Annotated in this window: 9 protein-coding genes; 2 read left to right on the top strand and 7 right to left on the bottom strand. The window is 64.3% G+C overall.

Annotation, left to right across the window (positions count from 1 at the left end):
* Positions 1-48 precede the first annotated feature (48 nt).
* Together V8J55_RS11660 and V8J55_RS11655 are read right to left on the bottom strand one after the other, a co-directional pair.
* Entirely contained in the window at positions 49-1,059 is a 1,011-nt protein-coding gene (locus V8J55_RS11660) for a Rieske 2Fe-2S domain-containing protein (protein WP_336445826.1), read from the bottom strand.
* A gap of 153 nt (positions 1,060-1,212) precedes the next feature.
* Complete coding sequence (locus V8J55_RS11655; RefSeq protein WP_336446869.1) at positions 1,213-2,088, bottom strand: LysR family transcriptional regulator; 876 nt, start codon at positions 2,086-2,088, stop codon at positions 1,213-1,215.
* Between the two features lie 125 nt (positions 2,089-2,213).
* On the opposite strand from V8J55_RS11655, the gene V8J55_RS11650 reads away from it, so the two are divergent.
* Positions 2,214-3,767 (top strand): MFS transporter, encoded by a 1,554-nt coding sequence (locus V8J55_RS11650; RefSeq protein WP_336445825.1) that lies wholly within the window; start codon positions 2,214-2,216, stop codon positions 3,765-3,767.
* Here the strand turns inward: V8J55_RS11650 and V8J55_RS11645 are convergent.
* From V8J55_RS11645 to V8J55_RS11625, 5 genes are all read right to left on the bottom strand, one after another.
* On the bottom strand, positions 3,764-4,669 hold the full coding sequence (locus V8J55_RS11645) for a LysR family transcriptional regulator (RefSeq protein WP_336445824.1): 906 nt from the start codon (positions 4,667-4,669) through the stop codon (positions 3,764-3,766). The genes V8J55_RS11650 and V8J55_RS11645 overlap by 4 nt on opposite strands.
* 150 nt (positions 4,670-4,819) lie before the next feature.
* The gene (locus V8J55_RS11640) at positions 4,820-6,013 is read right to left on the bottom strand and encodes an amidohydrolase family protein (protein ID WP_037514877.1); all 1,194 of its coding nucleotides are present in this window, start codon (positions 6,011-6,013) and stop codon (positions 4,820-4,822) included.
* Positions 6,014-6,120: 107 nt separating this feature from the next.
* Positions 6,121-7,371, bottom strand: a complete 1,251-nt coding sequence (locus tag V8J55_RS11635) for an MFS transporter (RefSeq protein ID WP_336445823.1) — start codon at positions 7,369-7,371, stop codon at positions 6,121-6,123.
* Positions 7,372-7,387: 16 nt separating this feature from the next.
* Entirely contained in the window at positions 7,388-9,691 is a 2,304-nt protein-coding gene (locus V8J55_RS11630; RefSeq protein ID WP_336445822.1) for a TonB-dependent receptor, read from the bottom strand.
* A 522-nt stretch (positions 9,692-10,213) separates the two neighbouring features.
* On the bottom strand, positions 10,214-10,627 hold the full coding sequence (locus V8J55_RS11625; protein ID WP_336445821.1) for a Rap1a/Tai family immunity protein: 414 nt from the start codon (positions 10,625-10,627) through the stop codon (positions 10,214-10,216).
* Between the two features lie 148 nt (positions 10,628-10,775).
* Here V8J55_RS11625 and V8J55_RS11620 point away from each other — a divergent pair, with 148 nt between their 5' ends.
* Entirely contained in the window at positions 10,776-13,757 is a 2,982-nt protein-coding gene (locus V8J55_RS11620; protein ID WP_336445820.1) for a DUF2339 domain-containing protein, read from the top strand.
* Positions 13,758-13,767 lie beyond the last annotated feature (10 nt).

Raw genomic sequence — 13,767 nt, 5'->3', positions numbered from 1 at the left:
GCAGGCGCAGATGTGTGGCAGTGATGATTTTCCGCGCGCGCGGAGGGCTTATTCGGCGGCCTCGACCAGGCGACTTCCGTCGGGCCCGTCGCTATAAAATTGCTCGAAATAGCGGCGGAAGCGCAGGATCGGACCGTCGCCGTCGCACAGATAGGGCCGGGCGCGGTGGATCTTGTTGTGCCAGATCGGAATATCGCCCTCGACGCCCTTTTGCCCGCAGGTATTTTCGATCGCCGCCTCGATCGCCTTTTCCTCGGGCGAGCCCGGCGCGACCTTCGGGTGCGTGAAGCAGAAGCGCAGTTCGACGTCGTCGGCTTCGACCGGCGTAGCGATGACCAGAAGCGACAGCTCGACGAGCCCGCTCAGGCGCGTGAACTTCTGCCCTGCCCCGTTCTGGAGCGTGTCGACCGAATAGGGCAATTGCTTGCGCTCACCCGACGGCAGGTCGATGGTACGATGCCCGCGCGCGACACTGTGCCGCCGCACGCCATCATAATCGGTTTCCCCCTCCGGCACCGCGTCCATCGCGTGGACATAGGCAAAATGCGCGACATCGACGCCATTTTCGGCAATTTCCTGTGGGTTGCTGGCAAAGCGCCATTCGCGCTTGATCGGCTCGGCCCATTCGGGGTTGGTGAATTCGGGATAATCGATGACATCGAACGTCGGCGCGATGCCGTCGGGGTGATACCAGGCCCAGATGACGCCGCTCTTTTCGACCACCGGATAGGATTTCGCCAGCGGCTCGCGCTTCGCGCGCGGCGGGAAGGCCTTGGCATAGGGAATCTTGCTGCAGAAGCCGTCGGGGCGGAATGCCCAGTGATGGAAGGGACAGCGCAGGCTGTCGCCCTCGACCTGCCCGCCGTGCCCCATGTGCGCGCCGAGATGCGGGCAATAGGCATCGAGCAGCCCCGCCTCACCATTCTCGTTTCGGAAGAGCACGAGGTCGCGCCCGAAATAATGGACCGGACGCACATCGCCCACCTGCAGTTCGGCACCATAGCCGACCCCGAACCAGCCATACGGAATAGGCATCGGAAAGCGTTCAACCTTTGGCACGTCAGTCTCCCGGATGGCCGTCCTTTTCGGGCGGCTCTTGTCGGGCGAGTGTATCGATTGCCACGCCAGAGGTAAGACCCAAATGGCGTACAGTTTGTGCGTGGTGACGAACAATGAGGCCGGGCGGGCGCCAGCACACCACTTCGCGGTCGCTCAAAGTCCTGTGCCCGCCGGCATCGTCGGCGCCTCTATGGCGACGAGCATCTCGCCAAAGGCGCGCGCCGCCGGGGATGCCACGCCGCCGCTGCGGATCAGCATGAAATCGGCGCTGGGCAAGGCCGGGAGGCCATAGTGGCCATCGAGCAGGCGTAGGCCGGGTTCCAGATCGCTGCGCATCAGCACCGCGACCGCCAGCCCCGATCGTACCGCCGCGCGGAGGCCCTGTTCGCTCGGCGAGGTGAAAGCGATGTGCCAGTCGATCGGTGTCGCATCCAGCGCGGCGACCCCCACCAGCCGGTTGACGCAATTCGGGGGGTGGAAGGCAAGTGGCAGCGACGCGCCCTCGGGCAACAGGAAATTGTCGGCCGCGACCCACCCGAACTCCGCCCGCCGCAAAGGGATGCCGCCATTCTCGGCCCCGGCGGTGGAAAGCACGACGGCAAGGTCCAGTTCCTCGGCCGCGATCATCGTGCTGAGGTCGAGATAGGTGCTGACATGAACATCGAGCCGCACCGCGGGAAAGGCGCGCGAGAACTGGCAGAGCAGCGCCGGCAATCGCTCGCCCATGAAAGCTTCCGGGGCGCCAAAGCGCACGACTCCCGTTACCGAGGAGGGGCGGAAGCGTTGCGCGAGCGCGTCGAGGCCGGCGAGGATATCGCGCGCGTGCAGCAGAAGGTCTTCGCCGTCGTCGGTCAGGGTCAACCGGCGCGTCGTGCGACGGATCAGCGACCGGCCGAGCTGTTCCTCGAGGCGCCGGATCTGGTGGCTCACCGCCGGCTGTGTGAGATTCAACCGCCGGGCGGCCCGCGTGAAGCCGCCCGCCTCGCTGACCGCCACGAACGCGCGCAGAAGTACCGGATCGATGTCCATGACGGTCAATTAATTATGATTGGTTATGAATTCCAGAAAATAAAATCATTTCCGTCATCACTTGCTTCTCCCCAGATAGCGCACCATCCGGGCAGACAGGCCCGGACACTCGAAAGGTGCCGCCTATGTCTCTCCATCCTGCCCGCAAAAACGCGCTGGCCCTGCTCGCGATGTGCCTTGGCGCACTGATGTTCGGCCTCGAGATTACAAGTGTTCCGGTGGTCCTGCCGCGCCTCGAAGAAGTTCTGCACGGCGACTTCCAGGAACTGCAGTGGGTTATGAACGCCTATACGCTCGCGTGCACGACCGTGCTGATGGCGACCGGAACGCTGGCCGATCGCTTTGGCCGCAAGCGCGTCTTCCTGATCAGCGTGACTGCCTTTGGTGCCACCTCCGCGCTTTGCGGCCTTGCCGACAGCATGGCACTGCTCATCGCGGGCCGGCTGCTTCAGGGTCTTGCCGGTGGGGCCATGCTGATCTGCTCGATCGCGCTCCTCTCGCACCAGTTTCAGGACGCACGCGACCGCGGCCGCGCTTTCGCAACCTGGGGCGTTGTCTCGGGAATCGGCCTCGGTTTCGGTCCGATCGTCGGGAGCGCGATTATCGCGTTGGCGGGCTGGGAATGGATATTTCTTGTCCATCTTCCTATCGCGATCCTGACGCTGGCGATTGCCGCCGGCGCGATAACCGAATCGCGCGATCCGGACGCCAGCGGCCTCGACGTGACGGGAATCCTGACGCTCTCGCTGGCGGTATTCGGTCTGGTCTATGTCATCACGCAGGGGGCCACGCTTGGCCTTCCCGCTTCGATCGCCATCGCTGCCGCCACGGCTCTGTGTTTCGCCGCATTCCTGTTTGCCGAGCGGCGCCAAACGCATCCGATGTTCGATTTCTCGGTCTTTCGAAACCGCAGCTTTTCGGGCGCCATCCTTGGCTGCATCGCGATGAACGTCAGCTATTGGCCCTTCATGATCTATCTGCCGATCTATCTTCAGCTTGGCCTCGGGTACGACACGCTCGGCACCGGCCTGTGCCTGCTCGCCTACACATTGCCGGCGCTGATCTTTCCCCCCGTGGGCGAGCGCATGTCGCTCCGATACGGACCGGGTGCCGTCATTCCTTTCGGCCTGACCACGATCGGACTTGGCTTCGTAGCAATGAAGCTCGGGAGCATTGCGGCAGAGCCGGACTGGCTGACGATGTTGCCCGGCATGCTTCTTGCGGGCATCGGGATCGGGATCACCAATACGCCGGTGACCAATACCACGACGGGGTCGGTTCCCCCGAGCCGGGCCGGCATGGCGTCGGGTATCGACATGAGCGCGCGGCTGATCACGCTGGCGGTGAACATCGCCGTCATGGGCCTATTGCTCGTCGAAGGGATCGCCGCCGCGCTGCAACGCGCCACGCCGAAGGACGTCGAGCTCGCTGAGCTGCGCGTTACCGCGGAAGCGATCGCCGCCGGCAATGCCGAAGCACTCGCGACCGGTCAGGCGGTCATCGGCAACCTGCCGGAAGCGGTTGTGCAGCATGGCCTCATCGCCGGCTTCGGCCCCGTCATGATCTATGGAGGTGTCGGAGCCTGGATATTGGCAATATTGAGCCTCGTCCTCTTCCGGCACGGGCGGGGACGCTCTCACCTCCGCCCCGATGATGGAGGTAGCGGCTATGCTCTCTAATATCGCGCGGCGAGCGATGCCGCCATCGAGGGACGGATTTTCGTGCGCCCCGTCTTGCGCACCAGATAGTCGATGAAGGCGCGCGTCGCGACCGACATGATGCCCGGCGAATAGACGACCCAGCATTCCCGGTCATAGAAGGACCATTCCTCCTCAAGCGCGAGCATTCGCCCCTCGGTCAGATCCTGGCGGACGACGCTGACCGGCAGGCTGGCGATGCCAAGCCCCTTTCGCGCGGCGCTGCGCAGGGCAATGCCGCTGTTGCTGGCCCACCGGGGCTGGACCCGGATGCAGATGCCGTCGTTAAAATTGATCGACGCGGTGCGGTCGGTCAGACAGTCATGTTCCAGCAGATCTTCGGGCGTTTTGGGCCAGCCGCGGGCTGCGACATATTCGGGTGCCGCGCACAGGCAGTAGGAGAGATAACCAAAGGTGCGCGCGCGCAAGTTCGAATTCGGCAACGCGCCATAACGGATGACGATGTCGAAGCTTTCCTGAACAATCTCGTTTTCGTTCAGATAGGCGATGGGCTCGATCATAATCCCGGGATGTTCGGCGCTGAATTCGGCCAGCAGCGCCGACATGTAATCCGAACCGAAGATATCGCTGAGCCCGATGCGCAGCCGGCCCACCGGCTGGGTGCTATAGAGTCCGACCTGCTTTTCGACCTCGCTCAGCCGTTGTTGCAGCTGCGCGCATTCGCGGTGGAAGCTTTCGCCCGCGCCGGTCAGCGAAAGGCGGCGCGTCGTCCGGACGAGCAGCTGCACGCCCAGCCGCTCTTCCAGTTCGTGAACCGTTTTGCTGATATAGGATTTGGAAAGGCCGAGCTGGTCGCCCGCAGCCGTGAAGCTGCCCTGATCGACAACCGCCAGAAATTCCTCGATCCCGCGCCAGCTTGACATCAACCCACCTTAGAGCCTGCCCTGGCCAATTGAACGCGTTATGATCGTTCTGGGAAACCCGCCGGGCAGGAGCGGTGCGTAGTGCGGGCCGGTGGCCCGTGCAAGCACCGCGACGCCGGCGAATTTCCCGGAACGCCCCCTGCGGCCGGTCTATTCGGCCGCCTGCTTGACGAAGAGTTCGCGGCGCGGCCCGATTTCGCCCGCGATTTTCCACAGCGCGTCGGCATCGACATCATAGACGTCGAGCGCGTTGATGCCGAGCATCGCCTGGATATCGTCGTCGGGCAAACCGCCGAGGCTCGCCGACATTTTTTCGAACGTGTGCGGCCAGGTGCCCTCGGGATGCGGATAGTCGGTGCCCCACAGGATGCGATCGACGCCGATATCATAATAGGCCTGCGTCGTTTCCTCGTCGGGCAGCGCCGAACAGCCGACCCAGATGTTGCGCGCGAAATACTCGCTCGGCTTCATGCTCATATTGGCATAATAATCACCCAGTTTCCCGCTCGTATGCTTGGCCGATGCGCGGACGTCCATCAGCTGCATCACCCACGGGAACCAGAATTCGCCCCCCGCCTCGGTGAAGCAGACTTTGAGCTTCGGATATTCCTCGAACACCCCGCCGAAGGTCATCGCCCACAAGGGCCGCGTCATCCAGAAAGCGAACTCGCACAGGAACGTGCCGATCCAGCCGGGCTGCGTCGTGTCATAGGCGGGCGCGGCGCCCGAGTGGAAATGAAGCGGCATGTTCATTTCCTGGAGCATCGCCCAGATACGGTGATATTTGGTGTGATTGTAGAGGTCGTAGCCGTCGGTCAGCGCGGGGAAAAACACGCCTTTCAGCCCGTGGCGCTTCGCCCATTCAATCTCTTTCGCGGTCTCGTCGATGTCGTAGAGCGCCGGGATGACGGCCAGTCCGATGCGGCGGTGCGGATCGTCCTGGCAGAATTCGGCCAGCCAGCGATTGTGCGCGCGCGCGCCGGCCCACTGCAGTTCGGCCCGCGAAGCCGAAGGCCGGAGGCCGATGTCGGCGCCAAAGGGCGGCGCGTTGCGTTCGGTGATCCCGTCGGGGAACAGAACCTCGGCAGCGACGCCGTCGCCGTCGAGCACGCGGTTGCGGATCGTACCGTCCCACGCGCCCTCCAGCCCGTCGCCGACGCGCGAACGCCACTTGTTGTTGAAGTCGTCGATCAGGAAGCGTTTTTCATGCTCTTCGCGCGCCTTGATCTCGAGCTGAACCGTCTCGTCGAACTGCTGATGATATTTCGATTCCAGATAGCCCCGATATTTTTCGGGGGGCAGACCGACATGACCGTCCGACGAAATGACAAGATAACGATCCACACTCTCTCTCCAGTTTCTGTTTCTGTGCGCGGGCTAACTGGCCGTGCACGCCATGGTCAGACATTATGCTCTTCATCCGCCGGATAAAGCGGGTCGGGGCGAACGATCTATCGCTCGTTGTGGACAATATGCCGGGCCAGCACGGGCAGCAGATGGCTCAGCAGCAAGGCGCCGCCGATCGCCGCGGCGATCGCAAACGGCGCCGGACGCCACCATTGATAGGCGGCGGAGGCGAGGACGGGCGGCAAGGTGATCGACGCCCCGGCGATGAAGGTGATGGCAGAAGCGATTGCGACCTGATCCTCGGTCGATCCCGCGAGCGACGCCGCCGCGCTGAACCCCGGGCGCGCGAGACCATAGCCGAAGCTCGCGAGAATAAAGCCCAGGGCGGCGGCATTTACCCCGCCATGGGATATGGCCAGAAGATTTCCGGCAAAGGCAAAGCCGGTGCCGATGCGCATCATCGATAGCGGCGACGGCGAGAACAGCCGGACGAAACCCCATTGACCGAGCAGCGCCGCCACCGCGGCGGCGGTCATCGCGATGCCGATCATCCGCTGCGCCGCCATCGGGTCGTCGGCCATGCGGTCGATGATCACGAAGCCGATCGTATAAAGATTGATCGCCTGCGCCGAGCAAAGCAGCAGCCCAAAGCTCAGATAATGGCCTATCCCCTGTTGGCGCCAGACCTGCACGAGCGATATTTGCGGCGCGCCGCCGGCGACCGGCGCTACACCGCGCGACGTGCGAGGAAGGAATATATAGGCTCCCCCCAGCGCGATGACGCCGAATATCGCAAAGCCCAGCATCGGCCCGAGCGGCCCCAGCGGCTCGACAATCATCGCGGGCGCGATCGCGGGCCCGACGATGGTGCCGAGGCTGAGCGCCCCGGCCAGCGTCGTGATCGCGCGCGTCCGGGCGGCGCCGGCCGTCTGCGCCGCGATCAGCGCCTGCGTTGCGGTAGCCGCCGCCGAACCAAGCAGGCCATAGGTCGACCGCAAGATCGAAAAGAGCAGGAAAGCGGCGAAAGGTGTGAGCAGTCCCAGCAGGCCCAGTTCGACCGACAGTGCGCAGCCGCCCATCGATACGACGAAGCCCACGAGCCCCGCGCGAATATAGGGATTCGGCCCCTTGCGCTCGATCCGCGACACCCAGAAGGGCGCGCTGATCGCCCAGGTCAGCGCCGAGAGCGAAAAAATGCCCGCGACCAGAAAATCCGGGATGTGCAACAACCGGCCGATCGTCGGCATCACCGACACCAGCCCGATATTGCCGATCGCGGTGAGGAAGGTCACTGCCCCCAAAAAGGGCAGGACCCACCGCGACCCGGTGCGCGGCGGGTCCAATACCATAGACATTTCGGCTACGCAGCGGTCAGAAGCGGATACGAACTTCGCCGCCGAAACTGCGCGGATCGCCAAATTGACCGAGCGTGAGGACACCGAGGTTGATTGCGCTGACCAGATATTCCTTGTCGGTCAGATTCTTGCCCCACGCCGCAACCTCAAGCGTCGTGCCGCCGCCAAGTTCGATCTGGGTGAGCGCGATGCGCCCGTCGAGCAAGCCATAGGACGGCATCTTCGCCAGCGTGTCCGGCGTAATCGACGAGAACTGGCTGCTGCGCCAGCTGTAGTTGAGGCTCGCCTCCAGTCGCCCAACACCGGCATCGTGGCGATAAAGCCCGCCGATCTGATAATTCCACTTGGGCACGCGCGAGAGCACATAGGTTTTGGTGACGTCAGTGCCGTCGGGCAGGATGAAGTCGGTGTAGCGCGCATCGACATAGCCGCCGCCGAAGTTGAAGCTCAGCCCTTCGACGGGGCGCAGCACTCCCTCGACCTCGACGCCGGTGAACTTCGCCTTGCCCGCGTTGATGATGTTGGTGGTCACCAGCGCGGGGACGAGCACCCCGGCCTGAAAATCCTTATAGATCGAGTGATAGACCGCGGCGTTCAGATTGAGCAGGTTGCCGAAGCCGCCATATTTCATGCCCAATTCGTACGACGTCAGCTTTTCCGGATTATAGGAGGTCATAAAGGCCGCGTTGGTCGCAGCGGTATCGTTGATGCCCCCGCTCTTGAAGCCCGTCGCCACGCGCCCATAGACCGAAAAGTCGGGCTGGAATTTATAGAGGATGTTGAACTCGGGATTGAACCGCTTCCACACCCCCGAATTTTCGAGCGGACTGAGGTCGGTATAGCCGATCCCGCCCGCACCCGGCCGCGCACCCGCCGCCGGGCCGCCGCTGCGGGTGATCGGGTTGCCGTTCGCGTCGCGCTGGAACACGCCCGAACCGGGCGCCGCCGGATTGACGCGATAGGCCGAATTGGACAGCAGCAGCTCATAGGCGTGTTTCGATTCGCGCGTGTAGCGAAGCCCGACCGACGCCGTCAGCTTCTCGTCGAGCGCGCGCGGCGTCCACGCAAGCTGGCCATAGCCGGCATAGGATTTCGAACGGCCGCCGCGTTCGCTGATGTCGAAGGCGTTGCCACCGAACTGGAAGTTCCAGCGCGGGTTGAACACATCATATTCGTCGTCGAGATAGAAGGCGCCGAGCGTATATTTGAAATCGCCGACGGTTCCGATCGCCTGAAATTCCTGCGTGAACTGCTTGTAATTATTGTCGAGGATGATGCGCAGCAGATCGAGGGGGCTGCCGTCGAAATCGCTCGCCGACCGGGTAATCGCGGTCCGCCGCGCGGTGATCGACTTGAGCGTGAGGTCACCGATCCCCGGCTCCCATTCAAGGGTGAGCGCGTGCCCGTTGGTGCGATAGTCGCTGCGCAGCGCGCTTTGCGCACCGATCTCGCGCGTCCGTCCGCTCACCACATAGGGCCGGAGCAGCGCGTTGACGAACGCGGTCGCGCCCGATCCGGTGACCGCGGTGGTGGCAAGCTGGTTCGGCGTACCTTTGCTGTCCGAAATATCGTAGCTGTAGAGCGCGCTGAAGCTGCCCGACGGACGCCACAACAGGTCGGCGCGCGCCGCCCACAACTCTTCTTCGCCGAAATTATCCTTGCGCACGCTGTTGCGATAATAGCCGCCGTCGAGCTTGGTGATCAGGCCCACCTTGGCGCTGAAACCCGCCACTTCGGGCAGGTCGACCGAAATGCGCTGGTTGAACTGGCCCCAGCTCCCGGCGCCCGCCAGATATTGGCCGCCGAATTCACCGCTCGGCTTGCGCGTTATCAGATTGACCGCGCCGCCGATCGTGTTCTTGCCGTACAAAGTGCCCTGGGGTCCGCGCAGCACCTCGACGCGTTCCAGATCGACGGTGTCGAAGGCCGCGCCGGTCGATTTCCCGATCGGCACACCGTCGATATAGAGGCCCACGGGCTGGTCGCGAGCGAGGCTGGTGTCGGCCGAAGGCGACAGGCCGCGGATCGTGATCAGCGGCCCGAAGCTGTTGCCGATCGTCTCGTTGATCTGGATGTTCGGTACGATCGTCGCGATATCTGACACGTTGCGGACCTGTGCCCGGTCGATCGCCGCGCTGCTCACAGCGGAGACGGAGATCGGCACATCGACCAGCCGTTCTTCACGGCGCTGAGCGGTAACGACGATCTCGCCTTCGCCAAGTCCCGCACCCTTGTCATCCGCCTCCTGCGCGAATGCCAACGACGAGTTCAACGCAGTCGTGACCATGACCGCCGCGAACGCGGCTTTCCGAAATGCCATAATTCCTCCCTTCCCACGACGGCCGGTTTCGGCCGCCAATCTCCGGGCTTCTTCATAAGTGGCCCGATAACGCCTTTGAGGATAACCGACGAACCACGGCCGTAAAGCTCACGCTGGTGGCCACACTGTTCACTCCCATGGCGAATGGCGTTGGACCGCATCCGCTTGTATGGCGGGGTATGGCCGGACTGAAGCGTTAGTCCCTTCCCGATTGCCGGCTCCGGCGCCGCGCGGGAGATCGGGCGCGTGATTCCTACCGAAAAGATCTACGGTTCCGATAATACGGCCTATGATCAGAAATCTGTCAGCGCGCGCTTCGAAGCCCTGTTCCTGAACAACGTCGGCTTGGTCGTTACCCGCCTGCAGATCATAGCTGCCGCGCACAATCCGGTTACCGGCAGGGAACCGGAGAACTGGCACCAGCGGCTCGCCGAACTTCGTACCGTTCCAAAGGGCTTGATTTGTTCTGCCCTGCACATCCAGTCAGGAACGGGGTGTCGGGAGAAAATACAACGCACCATCCTATCGCGGTTTGGGCACCGAGATATATACGCCACCGGTGTTCGGATCGACCGAGAGATAGGGCGAACTCTTGCACGGGAAGGAGGCGTTCATCGCCATCAGAAACAGATGGTGCGTGGACAATTGCCGGGTCTGCGGATTGTCGCGAAGGAATTTGTGAAACACGTCGCGATACTGCTCATATGACGCGCCCGCCTGCGGGCAGTACACGGCCTCTTCAGGCGTTTTCCCCGTGTTCATCACGGGCGCATCGGCGATGCCCATGAAATATCCGATGCAAGCGCTATAGTCCTTCGGACCCGCGACGCATTGGCTGTAATAGGAATTGCCGCCCGCAAGGCTTTCGCGCTTCTGAAATGCCGAGCTTTCAGCCGGCAACAGCGCCGCGAACAGGGCCAGAGCAATCAACCGCATCATTCGCCCTCCCCAGGGATTTTCCTCTACCGGTCTATTATACCCGATGGGCCGCCGGGCCTAATGTTATTGCGCCAGGTTTTTATCCTGCCAAACAATTCGAAATTGCTCCAGCTGCCTGCTAGGAATGCATGCTGAAGGGATCAACGTGTTCGACTTCCTCGCGTTTCTGGCCATCATCATCCTGTTCATCCTGTTGATGGACACCCGCGGCCGGTTGAAGCGGGCGGAGACGACGCTGCTGGAAGCGGCCAAACGGATCGGCGCGCTGCAGCGCGGGGCCGCACCGCCGGTGGCCGACGAGGCGGCCGCCGAGATCGCGGCGGCCGTGCGGGACGCCGCCGTTCCGGTGCAGGACCAGCCCGTAGTCGCTGCCGATGCAACACCGCTTCCCGCGCTCTCAGCCGATCCCGTCGAGAGCACCATTGAAACGCCGCCCTCGCCCGCCGTCGCGGCGGCGCCTGCACTGAAACCGCCGAAGGCACCCGTTCCGGCCGGACCGCCGGTCAGTCTCGCGTCGCGGTTCGAGAATCTGTTTGGGAAGACGCTGCCGATCTGGGCCGGCGGGCTCACGCTCGCGATCGCTGGCGTGTTGATCGTTCGCTATGCGATCGACGCCGGTTTCTTTGCGCGCATCTTCACGCCCGGCGTGCAGATCGTCGCGGGACTCTTGTTCGGCCTCGGGCTGATCGGCGGCGCCGAATATGCCTGGCGTAACGAGGAAAAATTGCGCGACGTCCGCGTGCCCCAAGCGCTCTCGGGCGCGGGCATCGCGACACTCTACGCCGCGATCATGGTCGCGGCGAACGTCTATCAGCTGATCGGGCCGCTGCTCGCCTTCCTCGCGCTCGCGCTCGTCACCGCCGCGGCGCTCGGCCTGTCGCTCCGCTTCGGTCCGCCGAGCGCGCTGCTCGGCCTCGCGGGCGGGCTGGCGGCGCCCGCGATGGTCGGGGCGGTCGAACCCAATGTGCCGCTGCTCGCGGTCTATCTCGCGCTGACGATCGCCGGGCTCGCGGGGGTGGCGCGCGCGCGGCGCTGGCCGTGGCTCGCGCTCGCGGCGTTGGTCGGCGGGATCGGCTGGGGACTGTGGATGGTCCTGGCGAGCGCCGCGCTCGATATCGTCGGGGCGCTCTCGATCGGCGGCTTTGTCCTGCTCCTCGCGATCGCGCTGCCGATGATGGCATTCGACGGACCGCGCTCGACGCTGCTACGCGCCGCCTCGGCGATCGTCGGCGCGCTCCAGCTGGCGCTGCTCGTCGGTTATGGCGGCTTCGCGCCGCTCCACTGGGGCCTGTTCGCGCTGATCGCCGCGGCAGGGCAATGGCTCGCCTGGCGCGAGCGCGGCTTCGCGATCGTTCCGACGATCAGCCTGCTGCTCTCGCTGGCATTGCTGGCTGCCTGGCCCGATCCGACGCCCTTCTGGTTCGGTCTGATCGGACTGTCGCTGCTGATCATCCACGCCCTGCCGCTTCTTGTGCGGCTGTGGGTCGCCCCAAAAAAGCTAAGTCCGGCACACGAGCTTTGTGTGATCGCACTCGCCGCCGCACCGCTGACGAAATGGCACTTCTGGGGCATCGCCGACAGCGCGCTCGCCTTGATTGCTCTTGGCGGCGCGCTGCTCGCCGCGGCCGGCATCGCGCGCGGCTGGAAGGTTGAGGGGCGGACGAGCGACGGCCGCGTCGCATGGCTCGCAGCGACGGCGGGCGCGCTGCTCGCGCTCGCCATTCTCCTCGTCACTCCCGCGTGGCTGGCACCGCTTGGTATCGCTGCGGTAGCAGTCGCGCTGCTCTTCTTCGGCAAGGTCGCTCTCGACCCGCGCATTGAACGCGTCGCGGCGGGCTTCGTCGGCGCCGCACTGATCGCGCTGGTCGAGACATCGCGCGCCTTGGTCGAGCTGTCGCGGCTGGTCGAGGGTGCAAATGGCGCAGACACCGTGGCGCTTGTCCGCTGGGCCGGCCTTGCTGTCACTGCGCTCCTGTTCGCGGTTCGTGGCGAAGGCGCTATCGTGCGCCGGCTCGGCCAGATTGGCGCGGCATTGTTCGCCTACGGCGCCTTCGCGCAGCTCCTCCCGGCGAACGCGCTGATGCTCGTTCCGGCACTGGGCGGGGCGGCGGTGCTGCTTGCCACGCAGCGAGTTGCCTTCAGCCGCGTCGACGGCGCGGCGGCCAGCCTTGCCGTACTCAGCCTTGCGTGGGCGGCGCTCCCGATTGCCATCTGGTCGACAAAAGCATTGCTGTCGCTCGTCGGTATGCCGATGTCATTCGATGACACGCTGCTCACGATCGAACCGTTGCTGCTGCGGCTGCTGCTTCCCGCATTGCTGTTCGCGATACCCGTCTGGATGGTCCGCGATGCGCTCCCGCGCTGGCTGCGGATCGCCGCGCTCAGCCTCGCCGCCATAGTCGGCGGCATCGCCGTCCATTCGCTCTATCGCCTCGGCTTCGCTGCGATAGCGGGCGGGAACTTCGTCACGACGGGCATCCTTCAGCGGCTGATCTGGGAAGCGTTGTTGATCGGCGCGGGCTGGTTCGCGATGGCGCGCGGGCTGACCGGCCTCGCCCGCCCGCTGATTGTCGCGGGCACCGCACACGCACTTTTCTATGGCCTCATCCTGCACAATCCCTTGTGGTCCATGCAGGCGGTGGGAAGCTGGCCGCTCGTCAACCTGCTCATCCCGCTCTTCCTGCTGCCGTGGCTCGGGCTGACGCGGATGCCGGCGCTGTTCGCCAAGGCACCGGCACAGCTCGACCGCGCGATCCAGATTGTAACGATGCTGCTCGCCCTGGGCTTTGCATGGGCGACGCTTCGCCAACTGTTCCACGGCGCGCTGCTCGCGCAGCCGGGCGTCACCGAGGCGGAAAATATCCTGCGGTCGATCCTCATCCTCGCGCTCGCGCTCGGCTTCCTCCTGTGGGGCATCCGGGCCAAGCGTCACGACTGGCGTATCGCGTCGCTGGTGCTGATGATCGGCGCGGCGGGCAAGGTCTTCCTCTTCGACGCCTCGGGGCTCGAAGGGCTCGCACGGATCGGCTCGTTCGTCGCGCTCGGGTTCAGCCTGATCGGCATCGGCTGGCTCTATAGCCGCCAGCTCGCCCCCGACCGCGACAATGCCGCGCCGGCATCGGCCTGAACCACCCCCC

Source organism: Sphingopyxis sp. CCNWLW2 (assembly GCF_037095755.1).
GTDB lineage: Bacteria > Pseudomonadota > Alphaproteobacteria > Sphingomonadales > Sphingomonadaceae > Sphingopyxis.
The sequence above is the reverse complement of the archived record's forward strand: the minus strand, read 5'-3'. Positions and strand labels throughout refer to the sequence as shown.